A 19,072-nucleotide genomic window follows, 5' to 3' on the forward strand; every position below is an offset into this window, starting at 1 on the left:
TCTCCGTTCCCCTCGATGACTACTTGACACTGCCGGCGGTCAGGCCGCCGACGAGCCGCTTCTCGATCAGCATGAACAGCACCACCACGGGGATGATCGCGACGACCGAGACGCCGAAGACGTAGTGCCAACTGGTCTCGTACTGTCCGACGAACTTCGTCAGGGCCACGGAGAGCGGCTGGTTTCCTGCTGTCGAGAGGATCACGAGCGAGGCGGCGAATTCGTTCCAGCAGGCCACGAAGGTGAAGACGATGGCCGTCACGATGCCGGGCCAGACGAGCGGCAGGTTGATGCGGAACAGCACGGTGAGCCGGCCGGCTCCGTCGATCTGCGCCGCTTCGTCGATCTCCTTGGGAACACCCGCGAAGAAGCTGTGCATGATCCAGACGGCGAACGACAGGTTGAACGCCGCGTTCACCAGGATCATCGCCAGCCACGTGTCGGAGATCCCCAGGGTGATGAACTGCCGGAACAGGCCGGAGGTGAGCACGGCCGGCTGCAGCATCTGGGTCACGATGACCAGGAACAGGAACACCAGACGACCGGGGAACCTGAACCGCGCGGTGTAGTAGGCGGCCGGCAACGCGACGAGCAGCACGAGCGCCGTCGCGAACACCGCGATGACGACGGTCGAGATGAGGTTCTGCGGCAATGGAGTCTCGGGCGTCGACCACATGGTGATGTAGTTCTCCCAGTGCCACTCCGTGGGGAAGTAGGTGGGCTCGACACTGCGGATCTCGGACTTCGTCTTGACCGAACCGAAGAACATGATCGTGTACGGCAGCACGAAGATCAGCAGGATGATGAGTCCTGCAGCCATGCGCCACGCCACCCGGGCGAACGAGACCTGGTCGGTGGTGTAGCGCCTCCTGCGCTTGACGGGCGGGGCGATGGTCTCGAAGGCAGGCGCTGTGACGCTCATTCCCCGACCTCCTTCATCGGCTTGACGACCTTCACGTAGACGGCCACGATCACCAGGACGATGAGGAAGGCCACGACGCTGAGAGCACTCGCCACGTCGATCTTGTGCTGGTTCTGGATGTACTTGAAGATGAGCGTCATCACGGTGTCGGCGTCGTACCCGGGGATCGAACCCGTCATGGTCTTCAGGATCGGCAGGGAGTTGAAGACGTTGATGATGTTGATGAGCACGGCGACGGAGATGGCACCCCGCAGCTGCGGCAGCACGATGCTCACGTAGGTGCGTCCCGCCCCGGCGCCGTCCATCTTGGCCGCCTCGAGCGCGTCGGCCGGAACCGTCTGGAGCCCGGCGAGGATCGTGTAGGTGGTGAACGGCAGCGACACGAAGACGGCGACGACGATGGCCCAGATGAACGCGGTCTCTGGATTCTTCGTCCAGCCGTAGCCCTGCGGGGTGTCGATGAGGCCGATGTCGACGAGGAACTTGTTGATCACCCCGAAGTACGGCTCCAGGCCGTAGTAGACGACGAGGGTCGTCATGACCACGGACGCCGCCCACGGGATGATGACGGCCAGGCGCACGAGCTGTCGCCCGGGGAACGCCTTGTTGAGCACCTGGGCGAGGCCGAGGGAGATGACGACGGTGAAGGCCACCACGGTGACCACCCAGATGATGGTGCGGCCCATGATGGGCCAGAAGTCGACGAAGGTGAAGACCTCGACGTAGTTGTCGAAGCCCACCGAGCCCTTGTCGATGCCGCTCAGGGAGATGTCGCGGGTGGAGTTGTAGAACATCACCACCGCGGGGTAGAGCACGATCCCGAAGACGAGCAGCAGCGCCGGACCGATCCAGGGCAGTGCGTGCAGGACGTCCTTGGCGCGGGTGCCCGGAGCGCGGCGGGGCCGCTCGGCGGCGGCATCCGGCGGCGTCGAAGTCGGTGGTCGGTCGATCTGTGTCGTCATAGAAGTGCGTACCCAATGCTTGGCGCACCGTCGACTCTGTGCCGACGGGACGTTCGGAGCGGTGGAATCGAGGCGGTGGGCCGACGGATGCCGGCGGCCCACCGCCTCACAGGTGCAGCGACGTGGCTAGCCTGCGTCGGCCGCGGCCTGGATCTCTGCGAGCACCGCCTGGGGGTCGTCTCCCTGGGCGAGCTTGCCGATCGTGCTCTTGAACGCCGCGTTGGTGGCGTCCCACGCCGGGTTCGTGTTCGGGTAGAACTGGGCAGCGGGCAGCAGGTCGAGGAACGGCTTGAGGTCGGCCTCGGAGGAGAGCTGCTCGGCACCGGACTTCGTGGTGGGCAGGAAGCCCTCGGTCTTCACCCACGGCACGTACACGTCGGGCGTGTAGTAGTAGTCGAGGAACTTCGTGATCGCCTCCTGCTTCTTGCCGTCGTTCTTGAAGGCCATCAGGTGATCGGCGACGCCCAGCGTGAACGGCGAGCCGTCCTTCGTGGGGATGGGAACGATCGAGTAGTCGAGGTCGGGGTTGCCCTCCGCGATCTGCCCGACCGTCGGCGGCAGGCCGACCTGCATCCCGATCTTGCCCTGCACGAAGATGTCCATGAGGGGGCTGCGGTCGGTGGAGCCGGCGTCGGCCTCCGTGGCGCCCTCGTCGATCATCTTCTGCATGAAGGTGGCCGCCTCGAGGTTGGCCGGAACGCCGTCGATGGTGATCTCGTCCGCGTCGCCGAAGGTTCCGCCTCCGCCGTAGAACCAGACCGCACTCTCGGCCTGAGCCTCCTCGGAACCGAGCGGCATGCCGTAACCGGCGACCCCGCCGCCGAGTGCCGAGACCTTCTTCGCGTCTGCGAGCAACTCGTCCCACGTCGTCGGCGGTGTCGTGACGCCGGCCTGCGTGAGCAGGTCGTTGTTCACGAACAGGGCACGGGCGCTGGCGATGAGCGGAGCACCGTACTGGGTGTCGCCCACGGAGGAGACCTCGACGAAGGAGTCCTGGAAATCGGCGAGGGTGTCGGAGGAGACCACGTCCTCGATCGGGTAGAGCAGGTCATCTGCGGCGAAACCGGCGAACGGCCCGCCGTTCATGATGTCGGGTGCCTGATTCGCCTGGATCTTCGTGGTGACGACGTCGTTGAGGTTGTCCCACGACTGCACCTCGAGTTCCACCTTGATGTCGGGGTTCTCTTTCTCGAAGCCGTCGATCACCGTCTCCCAGAGGCCCTGGGTGTTGTCGGAGTAACTGGGAACGAGCAGGTTCAGCGTCGTCGCCGACCCACTCGCGTCGCCGCTCGAACCACTGCCGAAACCGCACGAGGCCAGCGTCACGGTTGCCAGGGCCGCAGTCGCGACCACGGCACCGACGCGCAGGGATTTCTTCATCAGTACTTCCTCACTGTTGGAAAGGGTGATGCACTGCGGATGCGGTCCTGCACGCCACAGTGCGTACGCCGAAGAAGCGCAGAACATGCGAGATTTCTGACACTTCTTGACGGATATCGCCGATAAACGATCAGAATCGTTCACCGATGACGAAACTATGGCTGCTCTGCCACGGAGAGGTCAACGGGTTCACACATTCGTTACACAGAGTTTATTAGCGCTCCTAACAAAACGCCATGGTTTGCCGTTCACCTGCCGTTGCCGATCGTGACACTGATCGGTAGACAGGAGTTCTGCTCATCCGCAATCATGGGGAACGGCACGAAACGACGCGTGCACCGGCGGAGGAGCCCATGCACGACAAGCGATCAGGCCCGGCCGTCCTCGGCCCCGGCGCCGCCGTGCTGGCCTTCGACGTCGGCGGGTCCGACACCAAGTCCGCCGTCATCGACGAGTCCGGAGCCGTCCACGGCCTGCGGCGCACGGCAACGCCCCGTGACCCCGCCGATCCGGCCGGTGCGATCACGGCCCACGTCGGCGCGCTCGCTGAGACCTATCGCCGGGAGTTCCCCCACATCGCTCCGGAATCCGCCGGCCTGCTGGTGCCCGGCCTCGTCGACGACGACACGGGCATCGGCGTTCTCGCGGCGAACTTCGGCTGGCGCGACGTGCCGTTCCGGAGCGCAGCCGAACGGATGCTGCACCTCCCCGTGGCCTTCAGTCACGACGTGCGCGGGGCGGGCGAGGCCGAGTTCAGGCTCGGGGCGGCTCGCGCCTTCAGCGATGTCGCCGTGTTGGTGATCGGCACGGGCATCGCCGGTGCGTTCATCGTCGACGGACGGATGCTGGTCGCCGGAGGCTACGCCGGCGAGATCGGGCACTCGATCATCGTCCCCGGCGGCCCCGCCTGCCCGTGCGGCGGAGTCGGACGCCTCGAGGCCGTCGGTTCGGCCGGCGCCATCGTCCGTCGGTACGGGCAGCGCACGGGCCACGCCGTCGACGGAGCCCGCGTCGTGCTCGAGCGGGCCGGAGCCGGAGATGCAGATGCCGCCGTGGTGTGGGACGAGGCCATCGACGGCCTGGCCCTCGGACTCGCGCAGGTTGTGGCCCTGCTCGGACCTGAGGCCATCGTGGTCGGCGGCGGACTCGCGCAGGCCGGGGACGCCTTGTTCCGACCCCTCGAACAGCGCCTCGACGCCCTGCTGACCTTCCACAGGCGCCCCCTCCTCCTCCCCGCGCAGATCGGCGAGGATGCCGGCCTGCTCGGGGCGGCCCTGCGAGCCAGGGACCTGTTGGTTCCCGGGGCGGCATCCGTTCTCCCGACACCGGATTCCTCCACGCCGACACCCACAGCAGCAGACCTGGAGCCGAGATGAACCGCGCCGAGAGACTCACAGCCGTGCTCGACCTGCTGGCCCAGAGCGGTCACGTCGACGTCGACGACCTGGTCTCGACGCTCGGCGTCTCGCCGGCGACGGCACGCCGCGACCTCGACACCCTCGCCGAGAACCAGTTGCTCACCCGAACCCGCGGCGGCGCCGTCGGGAACACCGTCGCGTACGACCTGCCGCTGCGCTACAAGCACCAGCAGAGTGCCGGCCAGAAGCAGCGCATCGCCGCGGCCGCGAGCGCCCTGGTGTCGAAGGGCTCGGTGATCGGGCTCTGCGGCGGCACGACGGCCACCGCTGTGGCGAACGCCCTCGGCTCGCGCCACGACCTGGCCGAGCCGTCACCGCAGGCGAGCCTCACCGTGGTGACGAATGCCATCAACATCGCGGTGCAGCTGGCGATGCGCCCCCAGATCAAGATCGTCGTCACAGGCGGGGTGCTGCACACCCGTTCCTACGAACTCGTCGGCAGCTACTCGGACCTGGTTCTCGAGTCCGTGTCGCTCGACATCGCCTTCATCGGTGTCAACGCCCTCGACCCGACGCTCGGCCCGATGACCCACGACGAGCGCGAGGCCGGCGTCAACACCCTCATGGCGGCGCGCGCTGCCCGAGCGGTGCTCATCGCCGATTCGAGCAAGATCGGCAAGAAGGCGTTCGCCACCATGGGCGGTTCTGCGCGCTTCGGCACCATCATCACCGACACCGGGATCACCGATCGTCAGCGCGGTGACCTGCTCGACAACGGCTACGAGGTGATCGTCGCCTGAGAGCCGCCGCCCTCGACGTGCTCGGCCCCCTGCGGCCGGTGCCGGCCGGAGGTGACGGCCACCACGACGAAGGCCACGACGACGATTCCCGCGTACACCCACGGCAGCGCCGCGAGTCCGAGCGTGTCGTAGAGCACGGCGCCGAGCAGCGCTCCCCCGCCGATGCCGACGTTGAAGGCCGTCGTGTAGAAGGCACTGGCGGCATCGCGGATGCGGGCCGAAGCGGCGTGCAGAAGTCGGGTCTGGAGCAGCGGCGGGAGCATGCCGAAGGCCAGGCTCCAGACGATGAAGGCGATGAGCGCGGGGATCCAGCTGCCCGAGAAGAGGCCGAGCGCTGAGACCGACAGCGCCACAACACCGAGGGCGACGAGCAGCCCTCGCGTGGGCAGCTTGCTGAACACGGACCCGGCCACCACCAGGCCGATGAGGCCCGAGACACCGGCGACGAAGAGCAGCGGGCTGATGGCGGCGGCATCCGTTCCCACCACCTCGATGAAGTAGGGGGCGATGTAGGTGTACAGCACGTAGTGGCCGATCATGGTGATCGCCGTCACGGCGCAGACGATCGCCACGGCCATGACGGACCTGTCGCGGATCGCCGGGATCGCCGCGGTGTTGACCCCGGGCTCGACGCGGTGCACCACCGGCAGGAAGCGCCAGACCAGCAGGGCGCTCAGCAGGGTGAGGCCGGCGACGATGCCGAACGCGAGTCGCCACCCGACGGCGTGGCCGAGGGCTGTGCCGAGTGGAACCCCGAACACGAACGCCAGCGTTCCTCCGCCGAGGGCGATGGAGACGGCACGTCCGATCTGCTCCTTGGGGACGAGGTGGCCGGCGTAGGCACCGACGATGGCCCAGAACAGGCCGTGCGCCATGCCTCCCACGACACGGGAGCCGACGACGAAGCCGTAGCTCGGCGCGAGGGCTGTGAGCACGTTGGCCAGCCCGAGCACCACGATCGCAGCGACGAGCAGGGCGTGGCGCGGCAACCTGCGGGTGAGGCCGGTGAGCGGTGCGCTGGTGAGGACGACCGTGAACGCGAACACCGTGACGAGCAGGCCGACGAGCGGCTCCGAGACGCCGAGGTCGCGGCTCATGTCGGGCAGCAGGCCCGTCGGCAGCATCTCGCCGGTGACGGAGAGGAAGACGGCGACGGCCAGCACCATGAGGCCCAGCCAGGGGAATTTCGAGGTGCTGCTCACGGCAGCGGAATCGGTCGTGGACACAGGAGTCTCCGACAGGCGTTCCCCGCGTGACGCGCTCGACGAGCGGATGCACTGCGGGTCGACTACGCGCTGTTGTGCGCGCCCAGGGTCGGGTTGATCACACCGACCGTCGTCGAGTCTAGCCCGGCTGCACGGGATACCCTGAGCGGATGGACTTCGACGCCGCCGTGCCGCATCCTTCGATCCACCACCACTGGGTCATCACTGTCAGCTGCCCCGACCAGCCGGGTATCGTGCACGCCGTGAGCGGCGCCATCGTCTCGGCCCGGGGCAACATCACCGAGAGCCAGCAGTTCTCGAGCTCGGACACGGGCCGGTTCTTCATCAGGCTTCAGGTGGAGTCGCTCGCCGACCGCAGCGAGTTCGAAGCCGCCCTCGCCCCCGTCATCGAGCACTACGGCATGGCGGCGCACATCGACACCGTCGGTCGTCCGCTGCGCACGCTCGTGCTCGCATCGACGGCCGCGCACTGCGTGAATGACCTGCTGTTCCGCCAGCGCGCTGGCCAGCTGCCCGTCGACATCCCGCTCGTGCTCTCGAACCACTCCACCCTGCGCGACCTCGTCGGGTTCCACGGTGTGCCGTTCGAGGCCCTTCCGGTGACGGATGCCGCCAGCAAGGCGGCTTTCGAGGCCCGGGTCCTCCGGGCCGTCGAGGAGCACGACATCGAACTCGTCGTGCTGGCCCGCTACATGCAGATCCTGACGCCCGAGCTGTGCGAACGGCTCGAAGGCATGGCCATCAACATCCACCATTCCTTCCTGCCCGGCTTCAAGGGCGCGAATCCCTACAAACAGGCGCACGCCCGCGGTGTGAAGCTCATCGGCGCAACGGCCCACTTCGTGACCAGCGACCTCGACGAGGGACCGATCATCGAGCAGAACGTCGTCCGCGTCGACCACTCGCGCTCGCCGGCAGAACTCGTCGCCATCGGCCAGGACGAGGAGAGCCGCACCCTGAGCCAGGCCGTGAAGTGGTTCGCCGAGCGTCGGGTGCTTCAGGACGGCGCCCGCACGATCATCTTCCGCTGAGCCGGTCGGGCGCTCGCACCAGGCCGCAGCCTCGGCCGAAGCGCATCCCGGTAAACTCGACGAGTGAGTGACGCAGCGCCAGAACCCTCCAGAGTGAGTCCGAACGACATCCTCCGATTCCTCCTCGAGATCTTCGCGATCGTCACGCTGGGCATCTGGGGCTTCCTGGCCTGGCCGCTGCCGTGGCCGGGTGCCGTCATCGGCATCGGAGCACCGCTGTTCGCCATCCTGCTCTGGGGCCTGTTCCGGTCCCCCAAGGCCGTGTTCCACATCGACCCGTTCGGCAAGGCACTGGTCGAGATCGTCGTGATGGGTTCGGCGGCCGTCGCCTGGTGGCAGCTCGGGCAACCCGTCGTCGCCGCGGTCTTCGCCGTCATCGCCACCGTCTCGGGCATCATCAGTGGTCGCAAGGAGTTCGCGTGAGCATCATCGTGCGCGGTGCACGCAAGCTCGACGCCGATGGCATCATCGACGACTTCTGGTTCGCGGCATCCGCCGACCGCATAACGGCGACCGGCACCGGAGACGGATGGCGTGCCGTCGAGGCGTCCGACCCGACCGCCGCAGTCACCGACGCCGAGGGGCGCTGGCTCACCCCCGGTTTCATCGACCTGCACGGCCATGGCGGCGGCGGAACCGACTTCGACCACGATCTCGACGGCATCCGCACGGCCCTCGCCGTGCATCGCGCCCACGGCACGACGAGATCGGTGCTGAGCCTCGTCACGAACCCCGTCGACAGCCTGATCGACAGCCTCGGCATCATCGCCGAGCTCGCGGATGCCGACCCGCTGGTGCTCGGTTCGCACCTCGAGGGCCCGTTCCTCGCCGACTCGCATCGCGGTGCGCACGACCCCGAGCTGCTGATCGACGCTGATGCCGCCGTTGTCGCGGCCCTCCTCGGTGCGGCGCGCGGCACCCTGCGCCAGGTGACGATCGCTCCCGAGCTGCCCGGCGGTCTCGACGCCATCGAGGCGTTCCGCGCCGCCGGTGTCGTCGTGGCCATCGGCCACACGGCCGCGAGCTTCGAGCAGGCGCAGACGGCGTTCGACCGGGGGGCGACGCTCGTGACGCACGCCTTCAACGCGCTGCCCGGAATCCACCACCGCCAGCCCGGACCGATCGTCGCGGCCTTCGGCGATCAGCGGGTCACCCTCGAGCTCATCCTCGACGGCGTCCACGTGCGACCCGAGGTCGCCGCGCTCGCCTTCGCCGCTGCCCCCGGCCGCATCGCCCTCATCACCGATGCCATGGCCGCTGCCGGATCCGTCGACGGTCACTACGAGCTGGGCTCGCTCGACGTCACCGTGACCGACGGCGTCGCTCGGCTCACAGCAGGAGGATCCATCGCCGGCTCGACCCTCACGATGGATCGCGCCCTGAAGAACGCCGTCGAGCTCGTCGGCCTCGACCCCGTCGCCGCGGTGGCGGCCCTCACTCTGACGCCGGCGCGGGTGCTCGGTCTCGACGCCGATCTCGGGCTGCTGGCTGAGGGTCGAGCCGCGGATGCCGTGCTCCTCGACGCGGCCTTCGCCGTGCAGCAGGTCTGGGCGAACGGCGTCGCGCTCTAACCCTTCCGTTCGTATCAGCCGCTCGCTGAGGCCTCGACGCAGTGCGCGGTCGAAGCGCGCCGAGAGCCGGGCATCCCATGCGCTTCGGGCGGTCGCTCCGCTCGGCCCTCCGCGAGCGGGATCACTCCTACAGCGGAACGCCCTCCGGACGCAGCGCCCACGCGTGCCTGTAGTAGTCGGCGTTGCGGAGCTTCGACGCCGCGGCCTCGTCGACCACCACGGTGACGTGCGGATGCAGCTGGATGGCTGAACCCGGGTGGCTCGCCGAGATGGGTCCCTCGAGCGCGTCGGCGACGGCAGCGGCCTTGCGGTCCCCGAAGGCCAGCAGCACCAGGTGACGCGCGCGCATGATCGTGCCGAGCCCCTGTGTGATGCAGTGCGTCGGCACCTGGTCGATCGAGTCGAAGAAGCGTGCGTTGTCGCGGCGGGTCTGCTCCGTCAGGGTCTTCCAGCGCGTCGTCGACGCCAGGGAGGAACCGGGCTCGTTGAACCCGATGTGGCCCGTGGTGCCGATGCCGAGGATCTGCAGGTCGACGCCTCCGGCTTCGAGGATCGCCTCCTCGTACTCGTCGCCCGACGTCAGGATTCCGCCGGGGTCGCCGTTGGGCACGCTGATGCGTGCGGGGTCGAGCCCGAGGGGTTCGACGACCTCACGGCGGATCACCGAGTGGTAGCTCTCGGGGTGATCCACCGGCAGGCCGACGTACTCATCGAGCGCGAAGCCTCGAACGCTGCTCACGTCGATCCCATCGCCACCGATGCGAGCTTCGAGCGCCCGGTAGGTGGTGAGCGGGGTCGATCCCGTCGCGAGGCCGAGCACGGCATCCGGCCGGCGCTGGATGAGGGCGATGATGGCATCGGCGACGACCGCGCCGGCGGCCTCGGCATCAGGGACTATGACGACTTCAGCCATGGGTGACTCCTGCGAGGGCTGCTCCGACCGCTGCGGCCGGGAATCCGAGTGGGATGATGTGCACGCGCTCGGCGAGGCCGATCGATGCGAGGAAACGGGAGGATGCCGCTGCGCGACCGAGTGCGGAACGCACCCCGTCGATGAGAGGCGTCCCGAGGGCGCTGAGGCCGCCGCCGATGACCACGGCGTCGACGTCAGTCGACAGCACGAGGATGCGCACCGCCGCCGATACGCCGTCGAAGAAGCGCTGCTGCACGTCGATCGCCACGCGATCCCCGGATGTCGCGGCCTCGAACAGGGCGCGAGCAGGCAGGGGGTCCTCCGTCGGCCACAGCCGGGCGATGGCCGAGCCCGCGGCGACGGTCTCGACGCAGCCGCGCTGCCCGCAACTGCACATGGCTCCATCGGGGTCGATCGGGATGTGGCCGATCTCGCCGGCGATGCCGTGGCCGCCGCGCAGCAGCACGCCGCGCTGCACGATGCCGGCGGCGAGACCTGTGCCGAGATTGAGGTAGGCCATCGAGTCGAATCCGTTGGCTGCCCCGGTCTCGGTCAGGAGGTGCTGGGCTCCCATGGCCGCGGCCTTGACATCGTTCTCCACGCTGACACTCACCCCGAGGCGCTCGATCAGAGCCTCACCCAGGTCGAGGTCGTCCACGCCGAGGTTGACAGCGTGGCGCACCCGGCCCGTGGCCGAGTCGACGGCCCCCGGGATTCCGATGCCGATCGAGCGGAGGTCCCCGACGCTGATGCCCGAGAGCGCCGCCGCCTGGCGTACTGCGTCGACGGCGGTCTCGATCACAGCTGGCCCGCCCCACCCCGTCGGCATCCGCACCTGGTCGCTGAGCCGTCCGTTGGAGTCCATGGCGATGGCGGCCGTCTTCGTGCCGCCGATGTCGATTCCGAGTCTCATGCGACCGCCCCGTCGAGCAGGGCGAGCACGCTGCGACCGAGCAGCCGCGATGCGCCGAAGGTGGCGATGTCGGCGTAGGTACGGTCGTCGCTCGGCCAGCCCATGTCGATCACGAGGACCGCTCCCCCGCCAGCGCGGAGGGCATCGATGGCATCGCGTGCGAAGGCATGGCGGTGGATGTCCTTGCCGACCACGATCACCGGGCCGGAGAGGTCGGGAAGCGACGCTCCCGCCTCGGCGAGAGCGTGCGGGACACTCCATGCCGAGTCCGTGGGGAACGGATGCCGCGCGAGCTCGGCGAACGGGCCCCAGGGCGCGACTCCCACGGCGATGTTCGCGACGGTGTCGATGCGCACGACGGCCGTCGGCGCGATTCCGGCGTCGAGCCAGGCCCGGGCATGCGGCGAGACGTCGAAAGCTCGCTGCACCTGCTCGACGTCGAAGTCCGGTTCGGAGGGCTCGGCGGCGATGGTGCCGTCCGTGGCGTCCTCCATGGCACGCACCGAGCCGATGTCGAGACCGGCCAGGACGGCGTTGGTCTCCTCCCCCAGCTCGCGCACACGGAGTCCGGCCTCCAGGACGCGCTCGACGGACAGTCGCCGGCCCGCGATGGCCGCGAGCACGAGATCCTCGATCTCGCCGAGCTCGGCATCGGTGTTCTCCGTGCCGATGCAGAGCAGGTCGCACCCGGCGTCGAGAGCGCGCACGGCGGCCTCGGGGATGCCGTGGAGACCGCTCGCTCCCTTCATGTCCAAGGCGTCGCTGACGATCACGCCGTCGAAGCCGAGCTCGTCGCGCAGCAGTCCCTGCAGGATCCGCCGCGAGTGCGTCGCCGGGAACTCGGCGTCGACCTGCGGGATGAGGATGTGGGACGTCATGATCGTGCGGGCTCCGGCCTCGATCGCGGCACGGAAGGGCACGAGTTCCCGGGAGCGCAGGGTCTCGAGGTCGGCGTCGACGACGGGAAGGGCGAGATGGGAGTCCTGGGCGGTGTCTCCATGCCCGGGGAAGTGCTTGGCGCTCACGGCGATGCCGGCTCCCTCGTGCCCTCTCACCCAGGCGCCGACGTGCCGGGCGACCGCGGCGGGGTCGGTTCCGAAGCTGCGCACGCCGATCACCGGGTTGTCAGGGTTGGAGTTGACGTCGGCATCCGGTGCGAAGTTCAGGGTGCAGCCGACGATGGCGAGCTCGTGTGCGACGGTGCGGCCGACGCGCTCGGTGAGGTCGACGTCGTCGAGTCGTCCGAGCACGGCGGGGCCGGGGTATGGCGAGCCCTGGTCGTAGTAGAGCCGGGTGACATCGCCGCCCTCCTCGTCGATCGCGATGACCGCCCGCGGGTTGGCTTCCCGAACCGCATCCGTGAGCGCACGCAGCTGGGATGGCGACACGATGTTCGGACCGAAGATGCAGACCCCGCCGAGTCCAGCCCGCAGACGCGCGGCGAGCCACTCGGGAAGCTCGGTGCCGACGAATCCCGGCATGAGGGTCGCGGCGACCAGCGAGCGGAGTTCTCCCCTGCTGCTGGCGATGTCGGGGTCGGGAACGGGGGCGGTGGAAACGGCGCCGCTCATCCCTTGACCGCCCCGGCCACGAGTCCGCTCGTCATCCGGCCCTGCACGATGAGGAAGAAGATGATGACGGGCAGTGCCACGAGGGTGGACGCGGCCATGACCTGGCCCCAGTCGGTCTCGCGGGTCGCGCTGGCCTGGATGAAGCCGCGCAGCCAGAGCGGCAGCGTGTGCATGTCCTCGGCGGGCAGCAGCACGAGGGCGACCGTGAACTCGTTCCAGGCCTGCAGGAACGCGAAGACTCCGGATGCCACGAGCCCGGGTGCCAGCAACGGGAAGGTGATGCGCATGAACGCTCCGGTGCGGCTGAGCCCGTCGACCATGGCGGCCTCCTCGAGGTCGGCCGGGATGCCGGCGACGAAGCCGCGGAGCATCCAGATCGTGAACGGCACGACGGCGGCCGTGTAGATGATGCTCACGCCGATGATCGAGTTCAGGAGCCCGACGCTCGAGACCATCTTGTACTGGGCGATGAACAGCCCCTCGGCCGGCAGCATCTGGATGATGAGGACCGCGAGCACGAAGGACTTGCGTCCCTTGAACCGGAACCGGCTGATGGCCACGGCCGCGAGGAACGCGAACAGCAGGCAGAAGAACACCGCGATGAGAGTGACGGACAGGCTGATCCCGAGCGCCGAGTAGAACGTCCCGTCCTCGAGGGCGTTGGAGTAGTTGTCCAGCGATCCGCCGATGGGCAGGAAGGTCGGGATGAACGACTGCAGAGTGCGGTTGGGCAGCAGCGAAGAGTTGATCATCCAGTAGACCGGGAACACCCACGCGATCGAGACGACGATCGCGAGGACCGACAGCAGGATGCGCGCCGGACGGAAGCGCAGGCGCGTGAGCTTCTGCGGCTGAGTCTCAGGGGCGGTGGGGATGGGGGCTGGAGCCGGCGCGAGCTCGCTGGCGATGACGTGGGTGTTGATGCTGGTGTCGGTCATGACTGCTCGTCCTCCTTGAGAAGGCTGCGCACGTAGAACCAGCTGATCGCCAGGGTGAGCGCGAGTACGAAGATGGAGACGGCGCTGGCCATGCCGAAGTCCTGGGACCCGGCGCCGAGCTTGTAGATGTAGGTGCCGAGCAGGTCGTATTCGCTCGACTTCGATCCGGCATCCTGCAGCATCGTGATCTGGGTGAAGACGCGCAGGTCCCAGATGAGCTGCAGCAGCAGCACGATCATGATGACGGGCCTGATCATGGGCATGATGATGTAGCGCAGGCGCTTGACGCCGTTGGCGCCGTCGAGCTGCGCCGCCTCGAGCACCTCCTCGGACACCTGGGTGAGACCGGCGTAGACCGAGAACGCCACGAACGGAACGCTCATCCAGATGACGATGACGCTGGCGACGATGAAGAAGGTGATGGGGGTCGACAGCCACGAGAACCGGTTCATGTCGACGCCGGGGATCATGTCGAGAAGGTAGTTGACGACGCCGCGGCGGCGGTCGAAGAGCCAGATCCACACGGTCATCGCGGCGACGACGGGCATGGCCCAGGCGAGCAGCAGGGAGATCTGCAGGATGAGTCGCACCACGGTGCCGACGGCGGTCATGAGGACGGCGAGCAGCAGACCGACCACGAGGGTCACGGCGGCAGTGATGAAGCAGAAGGCGATGGAGCGCACGACGACCTCCCACATGGTGGGGTCGGTGGCGAGGCTGAAGTAGTTGGAGAGGCCGACGAACGGCGCCGGCTGCCCGAACTGCTGCTTGATGCCGAATTCCTGCATCGAAGTGATGATCTGCCAGATGAGCGGGTAGCCCATTCCGACCAGGAGGATGACGATCGCGGGGATGAGGAGAAGGTGCGGGACGGAGAGGCGTCGCCGTTGGCGCCCGGGCTGCGTCGCTGCGGGGGCGTCCCGCGTGAGCGTTGCTGTCACGGTCTCATCCTCCTTTCAGTGTGGAGCGCGTGCAAGGGAGATCAGGGGTAGGGGCCGCGAGCGAAGAGTCGCTCGCGGCCCCTGGGATCGTGCTGGATGTCCGGATGCCGCGGCCGGAACGACCGCTGCTGTCCGAAGGGTCGGACTAGTTGAGCAGCTTGTTCAGCTTCTCGTCGTACTCGGTGGCCAGGGCCTTGACGTCGCCGCCGGCCGAGACCTTGCCGAAGAACTCCTCGAGGATGCCGGCACCCTCGACTGCAGCCCATCCGGGTGCGGCGGGGGTCAGCTTGGAGCCGGCAGCCGACTCGACGAGGGCCTTGGCGAACTGGTCGTCACCGAGGGCCGACGCGTAGTCGAGGTTCGCCGGGCCGAGACCGTTCTCGCCGAGGAGCGTCTGGTACTCCTCGGAGAAGATGATCTTCATGAGCTCCTTGGCGCCGGCCTGGTTCTTGCTGGCGGCCGAGACGGCGATGTTGGATCCACCGGCGAACACCGGGGCCGCTCCACCGTCGACACCCGGGAGCACGAAGGTGCCGAAGGTGTCGTCGTTCCAGGTGGCGACGGTCTTGGTCGCGTCCTTGGGGTCCGGAGCGAGGTCACCGATCGACCAGTGCGCCCATCCGGGAGCGATGATCGTCGCGGCCTCGGGGACACCCGTCGCCTCGTTGTTGTTGATGTTGACCCACGGCGTGCTGTCGAACTCGGTCGACGGCGCCAGGGATGCACCCTCGAACAGCGACTGGAACTCGGTCAGGCCCTTGACGGTCTCGTCGGAGGCCAGCGTGCCGACCCACTTGTCGCCGTCCTTCTTGGCGAGGTCTCCGCCGTTGGCGAAGATCCAGGAGATGCCGTTGCGCCAGTCTGAACCGCCGATGTAGAAGCCGGACTGCGTGTCGGTCTTCAGCGACTTGACGGTCTCGTCGAACTCGGCGAGCGTCGTGGGAACGGTCTTGCCTGCGGCGGACCAGATGTCCTTGCGGTAGAAGTTGTAGCGCGAGCCGAAGTAGTAGGGCAGCGCGTACTGCTTGCCGTCGACCTCGCCGACCTCGACGAACGACTTCAGCAGCTTGTCGCCACCGAGCTCGTCGTACATGTCGCTGAGGTCGGTGAAGGCACCGGCGTTGGTGAAGGTCGGCGACCAGGTGTTGCCGATCTCGGTGACGTCGGGGGTGTTCGCGGCGTCGGGAAGCGCGGTGGTGAGCTTGGCGACGGCGTCGCCCCAGCCCTGCTCCTCGATCTTCAGGGTGCCGCCGGTCGCCTTCTTGTACTCCGTCTTGAGGTAGTCGCGGAGGGTGTCAGGGGTGTCACCGCCCATCAGCCACAGCGTGATGTCCTGGCCCTTGGCAGACTCGGTCGAAGCGGTGTCGCCGCCTGTCGAGCTGCAACCGGCGAGAACGAGTGCGGCTGCGGTTGCGATGGCAGCTACTGCGTACTTTCTCTTCATTGGGATTTCCTTCTCTTGGTTGGGTGGTGGTGCTTTGGGGGTGTGATTCACGAGCTCTGGGCGTCGCGGCTTTCCGACGCCCGTTCCTCGGGGCCTCTAGGAGACCCCGAGCTGTCCGGACAGGACCATGACCGCGGCGCCGCGCAGGACGATGTCCTGCCCCTGCGTGGTCATCCGAACCGTCAGAGAGCCCGTGAACTCGGCCATCGTCCTGGTGCGGATCGTCTCGATGGCCGCCGTCGCCAGCGGGCCCTCAAGCAGTTCGGTCGGCCCGCTCAGCACGATCTCCGAGAGATCGAGGGCTCCGACCACGGGGGCGAGGATGATGCCGAGCCGGCGGCCCGCCTCCCGAAGAACAGTGTCGCGCTCGGCGTCGGCCTCGTCGCCGGTCGCCGTGATGGCGGCGATGCGCGCCGCCAGCCGCGGGGCGGCGAGCCAGGCCTCGAGGCATCCGGTCTTGCCGCAGGCGCAGAGCGGGCCACCGTCGGTGCCGACGACGACGTGGCCGATCTCACCGGCGGCCGAGGTGGCCCCGAAGAGCGGTCGGCCTCCGACCAGGAGCCCGGCACCGACACCGTGGCCGACCTTGATGAGCATGATGTCGCCATCGACCCCGCCGAAGCTGTGCTCGGCGTAGACGGCGGCGTTGGCGTCGTTGGCCACGAGCACGGGGACCTCGAAGCGCTCGGCGAGCACTCCGTGGAGGTCGACGGCGGTCCACCGGAGGTTGGGCGCCGTGCGTACGGTGCCCTCGAGGTCGACGATGCCCGGGGAACCGACCCCGATGCCGAGCAACGGACCCGTTGCGGACGCGACGAGGCTGTCGACGAGCTTCAGGACCTTCGCGATGGCCTCGGCGCCGGTGCTGCCCGCGAGGGCGATCTCGTCGCGGGCGAGGATGGCGCCGCCGAGGTCGAGCACCGCACCTCGGAACACCGAGTCGTCCGAGAGGTCGACGGCCACGATCTGGAAGGCGCCACGATCGAAGTCGAGCAGGGTGGCCGGCTTTCCCGGTCGTGCATCCTCGCGCTGGCCGAGCTCGACGACGAGTCCCTCGGCGATGAGCTCCGCGACCAGGTCGGAGACCGTCACGCGGGTGAGGCCGGTCTCGCGGGCCACGTCGGCACGACTCTGGCCAGAAGCGCGGTACAGGGTCTGGAGCACGAGGGAGCGGTTGTGTCCACGAGCGTGCTCGGGCAACACCTTGGCTGTCGGGCGGAGTGCCCGGCTGGGAGAGAGCTGCGTCGCCGTCATGTTTGTTAGTAAAGCTTACGAACAAACGATCCGCAAGGCCGATGGTGAAGTTAGTCCACGTTCTTTACAAACCTGTGACCTTCAGGAAACACGCGACGGCCGAGCTCCTGCCCCGCGACTCTAGAGCGCGCCGGAGGCCGGCGTCTGCGTCACGGTGCCCGTCCCGTCGAAGACGAGCAGGGTGTCTGCGATCTTGTCGATGAAGAAGCGGTCGTGGCTCACGACCACCACGGCGCCCGGGAAGTGCGTCAGGGCGCGCTCCATCACCTGGGTGCTGGTGATGTCCAGGTGGTTCGTCGGCTCGTCGAGCACGATGACCGCAGCTCCCGAGAGCAGGCACTGGGCGATGGCGACACGGGCACGCTGGCCGCCGGAGAGGGTACCGATCTTCTGCTGCAGGTCGGCATCCGAGAACTGCAGCATCGCGAGGAAGCGGTTCACGCTCTTCTTGGTCGCTGTGAAGGCCAGGGAGTCCGGGTAGGCGTTCACGGCGTGGCCGACGGTGTCGGTGAGGTCGAGGTCGGCGTACACCTGGTTGTACGAGACGAAGCGCGCGCCCTTGGCCCAGCGCACCCGGCCGGCATCCGGTTCCGTCTGGCCCGTCAAGACGTCGAGGAGCGTCGACTTGCCGGAACCGTTCGAACCCACCACGGCGAAGCGGTCGCCTCGATGCAGGCTGAAGGTGAGCCCGGAGAACAGCGGTTCGCCGTCGAATCCCTTCTCCAGGGACTCGACGGTCAACAGGTCGTTGCTCACGCGGAGCCCGTCGTAGATCGCCGTGATCACCTGGTCGACCGGCCGGGGCGCCTGCCGCTTCTTGATGTCGGCGAGCTTCCGCGCGAGACCCCGGTCGGGATTCCTCGCGGCCTCTCGGCGAGCGCTGCTCGCAGCCTGCTCGTAGGCCAGCAGTTCCTCCTCGTGGGCGAACTGCTTCTCGAGCATCTTCAGCCGGGATTGCTTGGCCTGCACATAGGCGGAGTAGTCGCCGTCGTAGTCGTGCAGGTGGTGGTTCTCGATCTCGACGATGCGCGTGACGACGCCGTCGAGGAACTGCCTGTCGTGCGAGACGACGAGCACGGCCCCGGGGAAGGTGCGCAGCCAGCCCTCGAGCCAGCGCACGCCGTCGAGGTCGAGGAAGTTGGTCGGCTCGTCGAGCAGCAGCACGTCGGGGGCCTGAACCAGGATCTTCGCCAGCGCGGCCCTGTTGCGCCAGCCACCCGAGAGACGGTCGACGGGCAGGGTGCTGCGCGCCTCGTCGAAGCCGATGCGGGTGAGAACCGTCTCGATGACGTTCTCATAGCCCCATCCGTCGATGGCGTCCATCTTCTCGAACAGCTCCCCCTGCTCCGTGAGGAGGCGCGTCATCTCGGGCTCGTCCATGGGCTCGGCGAGTCGAGACCCGATCGCGTCGATGCGGGCCTGGGTCTCGTGCACCTCGGCGAACAGCCCGCTCAGGATCTGCCGGATCGACAGCTCGCCGTCGAGCTCGGAGAACTGCGAGAAGTAGCCGATGGTGGTCCCGAGAGACACGTCGACGGTGCCGCTGGTCGGCTCCTGCCTGCCCAGCACGAGCTCGAGGAACGTGGTCTTGCCTGTTCCGTTCTTGCCGATGAGGCCCACCCTGTCGCCCTCGCGGAGCTTGAGGAACGCCTCCCGCACAACGAGTCGCCCGTCGTACTCCTTGGTCACGTCGTTCAGGCGGATCTGGCTCATGGGTGTCCTCGGAATTCGTCGGCACGGCTGCACCGGGGTGTCTCGCACCGGCAGGTGCGGGGGAAAGACGTCCGGCCCACCGCGGCGCTGCGATCCTCCTGCCCGAAGGCGGGAGGACGGCGCCGGCGGTGGGCC

General features: G+C 68.0%; 17 protein-coding genes. 5 read left to right on the forward strand and 12 right to left on the reverse strand.

The window, feature by feature from the left end; all coding sequences use genetic code 11:
- Nucleotides 1–19: 19 nt before the first annotated feature.
- From ASC59_RS08990 to ASC59_RS09000, 3 genes are all read right to left on the reverse strand, one after another.
- Nucleotides 20–922, reverse strand: coding sequence for a carbohydrate ABC transporter permease (locus ASC59_RS08990; RefSeq protein WP_200942357.1), 903 nt, complete (start codon nucleotides 920–922; stop codon nucleotides 20–22).
- Nucleotides 919–1,884 carry a carbohydrate ABC transporter permease gene (locus ASC59_RS08995; RefSeq protein ID WP_055821077.1) on the reverse strand — a complete coding sequence of 322 codons (966 nt, stop codon included), beginning with the start codon at nucleotides 1,882–1,884 and terminating at the stop codon, nucleotides 919–921. The genes ASC59_RS08990 and ASC59_RS08995 overlap by 4 nt, the downstream gene beginning before the upstream one ends.
- Before the next feature lie 126 nt (nucleotides 1,885–2,010).
- A complete protein-coding gene (locus ASC59_RS09000) occupies nucleotides 2,011–3,264 on the reverse strand; it encodes an extracellular solute-binding protein (RefSeq protein WP_055821080.1) in 1,254 nt (417 codons plus the stop codon).
- Nucleotides 3,265–3,617: 353 nt separating this feature from the next.
- On the opposite strand from ASC59_RS09000, the gene ASC59_RS09005 reads away from it, so the two are divergent.
- Nucleotides 3,618–4,640, forward strand: coding sequence for an ROK family protein (locus tag ASC59_RS09005; RefSeq protein ID WP_082513498.1), 1,023 nt, complete (start codon nucleotides 3,618–3,620; stop codon nucleotides 4,638–4,640).
- Nucleotides 4,637–5,422, forward strand: a complete 786-nt coding sequence (locus ASC59_RS09010) for a DeoR/GlpR family DNA-binding transcription regulator (RefSeq protein WP_055821083.1) — start codon at nucleotides 4,637–4,639, stop codon at nucleotides 5,420–5,422. The genes ASC59_RS09005 and ASC59_RS09010 overlap by 4 nt, the downstream gene beginning before the upstream one ends.
- Here the strand turns inward: ASC59_RS09010 and ASC59_RS09015 are convergent.
- Nucleotides 5,401–6,648, reverse strand: coding sequence for an MFS transporter (locus ASC59_RS09015; RefSeq protein WP_235492638.1), 1,248 nt, complete (start codon nucleotides 6,646–6,648; stop codon nucleotides 5,401–5,403). The two genes, ASC59_RS09010 and ASC59_RS09015, sit on opposite strands and share 22 nt — an antisense overlap.
- Nucleotides 6,649–6,797: 149 nt before the next feature.
- On the opposite strand from ASC59_RS09015, the gene purU reads away from it, so the two are divergent.
- The 3 genes from purU (at nucleotide 6,798) to nagA (ending at nucleotide 9,250) form a co-directional block, all read left to right on the forward strand.
- The gene (gene purU / locus ASC59_RS09020; RefSeq protein ID WP_055821088.1) at nucleotides 6,798–7,679 is read left to right on the forward strand and encodes a formyltetrahydrofolate deformylase; all 882 of its coding nucleotides are present in this window, start codon (nucleotides 6,798–6,800) and stop codon (nucleotides 7,677–7,679) included.
- A 63-nt stretch (nucleotides 7,680–7,742) separates the two neighbouring features.
- Nucleotides 7,743–8,102, forward strand: a complete 360-nt coding sequence (locus tag ASC59_RS09025) for a YrdB family protein (RefSeq protein ID WP_055821090.1) — start codon at nucleotides 7,743–7,745, stop codon at nucleotides 8,100–8,102.
- Nucleotides 8,099–9,250 (forward strand): N-acetylglucosamine-6-phosphate deacetylase, encoded by a 1,152-nt coding sequence (gene nagA / locus ASC59_RS09030; protein ID WP_055821093.1) that lies wholly within the window; start codon nucleotides 8,099–8,101, stop codon nucleotides 9,248–9,250. The genes ASC59_RS09025 and nagA overlap by 4 nt, the downstream gene beginning before the upstream one ends.
- Nucleotides 9,251–9,377: 127 nt before the next feature.
- On the opposite strand, the gene nagB is transcribed toward nagA, so the two are convergent.
- The 8 genes from nagB to ASC59_RS09070 form a co-directional block, all read right to left on the reverse strand.
- Complete coding sequence (gene nagB, locus ASC59_RS09035) at nucleotides 9,378–10,163, reverse strand: glucosamine-6-phosphate deaminase (RefSeq protein WP_055821096.1); 786 nt, start codon at nucleotides 10,161–10,163, stop codon at nucleotides 9,378–9,380.
- Nucleotides 10,156–11,076 (reverse strand): ROK family protein, encoded by a 921-nt coding sequence (locus tag ASC59_RS09040; protein WP_055821099.1) that lies wholly within the window; start codon nucleotides 11,074–11,076, stop codon nucleotides 10,156–10,158. The genes nagB and ASC59_RS09040 overlap by 8 nt, the downstream gene beginning before the upstream one ends.
- Complete coding sequence (gene nagZ, locus ASC59_RS09045; protein ID WP_055821102.1) at nucleotides 11,073–12,647, reverse strand: beta-N-acetylhexosaminidase; 1,575 nt, start codon at nucleotides 12,645–12,647, stop codon at nucleotides 11,073–11,075. Before nagZ ends, ASC59_RS09040 begins: the two co-directional genes overlap by 4 nt.
- Nucleotides 12,644–13,585, reverse strand: coding sequence for a carbohydrate ABC transporter permease (locus tag ASC59_RS09050; protein ID WP_082513499.1), 942 nt, complete (start codon nucleotides 13,583–13,585; stop codon nucleotides 12,644–12,646). Before ASC59_RS09050 ends, nagZ begins: the two co-directional genes overlap by 4 nt.
- Nucleotides 13,582–14,526, reverse strand: coding sequence for a carbohydrate ABC transporter permease (locus tag ASC59_RS09055; RefSeq protein WP_055821106.1), 945 nt, complete (start codon nucleotides 14,524–14,526; stop codon nucleotides 13,582–13,584). The genes ASC59_RS09050 and ASC59_RS09055 overlap by 4 nt, the downstream gene beginning before the upstream one ends.
- 145 nt (nucleotides 14,527–14,671) lie before the next feature.
- The gene (locus tag ASC59_RS09060; protein ID WP_055821109.1) at nucleotides 14,672–15,970 is read right to left on the reverse strand and encodes an extracellular solute-binding protein; all 1,299 of its coding nucleotides are present in this window, start codon (nucleotides 15,968–15,970) and stop codon (nucleotides 14,672–14,674) included.
- Between the two features lie 96 nt (nucleotides 15,971–16,066).
- Nucleotides 16,067–17,224, reverse strand: a complete 1,158-nt coding sequence (locus ASC59_RS09065; RefSeq protein WP_055821112.1) for an ROK family transcriptional regulator — start codon at nucleotides 17,222–17,224, stop codon at nucleotides 16,067–16,069.
- Nucleotides 17,225–17,344: 120 nt separating this feature from the next.
- Nucleotides 17,345–18,937, reverse strand: coding sequence for an ABC-F family ATP-binding cassette domain-containing protein (locus ASC59_RS09070; protein ID WP_055821114.1), 1,593 nt, complete (start codon nucleotides 18,935–18,937; stop codon nucleotides 17,345–17,347).
- Between the last annotated feature and the right edge of the window lie 135 nt (nucleotides 18,938–19,072).

Origin of the sequence: Leifsonia sp. Root1293, from assembly GCF_001425325.1 — a bacterium.
In the GTDB taxonomy this organism is placed as follows: Bacteria; Actinomycetota; Actinomycetes; order Actinomycetales; family Microbacteriaceae; genus Orlajensenia.

Coding starts and splice junctions, on each gene's coding strand:
- ASC59_RS08990 (WP_200942357.1), bottom strand. CDS start 922: ATGAGCGTCACAGCGCCTGCCTTCGAGACCATCGCCCCGCCCGTCAAG.
- ASC59_RS08995 (WP_055821077.1), bottom strand. CDS start 1,884: ATGACGACACAGATCGACCGACCACCGACTTCGACGCCGCCGGATGCC.
- ASC59_RS09000 (WP_055821080.1), bottom strand. CDS start 3,264: ATGAAGAAATCCCTGCGCGTCGGTGCCGTGGTCGCGACTGCGGCCCTG.
- ASC59_RS09005 (WP_082513498.1), top strand. CDS start 3,618: ATGCACGACAAGCGATCAGGCCCGGCCGTCCTCGGCCCCGGCGCCGCC.
- ASC59_RS09010 (WP_055821083.1), top strand. CDS start 4,637: ATGAACCGCGCCGAGAGACTCACAGCCGTGCTCGACCTGCTGGCCCAG.
- purU (WP_055821088.1), top strand. CDS start 6,798: ATGGACTTCGACGCCGCCGTGCCGCATCCTTCGATCCACCACCACTGG.
- nagB (WP_055821096.1), bottom strand. CDS start 10,163: ATGGCTGAAGTCGTCATAGTCCCTGATGCCGAGGCCGCCGGCGCGGTC.
- ASC59_RS09040 (WP_055821099.1), bottom strand. CDS start 11,076: ATGAGACTCGGAATCGACATCGGCGGCACGAAGACGGCCGCCATCGCC.
- nagZ (WP_055821102.1), bottom strand. CDS start 12,647: ATGAGCGGCGCCGTTTCCACCGCCCCCGTTCCCGACCCCGACATCGCC.
- ASC59_RS09050 (WP_082513499.1), bottom strand. CDS start 13,585: ATGACCGACACCAGCATCAACACCCACGTCATCGCCAGCGAGCTCGCG.
- ASC59_RS09060 (WP_055821109.1), bottom strand. CDS start 15,970: ATGAAGAGAAAGTACGCAGTAGCTGCCATCGCAACCGCAGCCGCACTC.
- ASC59_RS09065 (WP_055821112.1), bottom strand. CDS start 17,224: ATGACGGCGACGCAGCTCTCTCCCAGCCGGGCACTCCGCCCGACAGCC.
- ASC59_RS09070 (WP_055821114.1), bottom strand. CDS start 18,937: ATGAGCCAGATCCGCCTGAACGACGTGACCAAGGAGTACGACGGGCGA.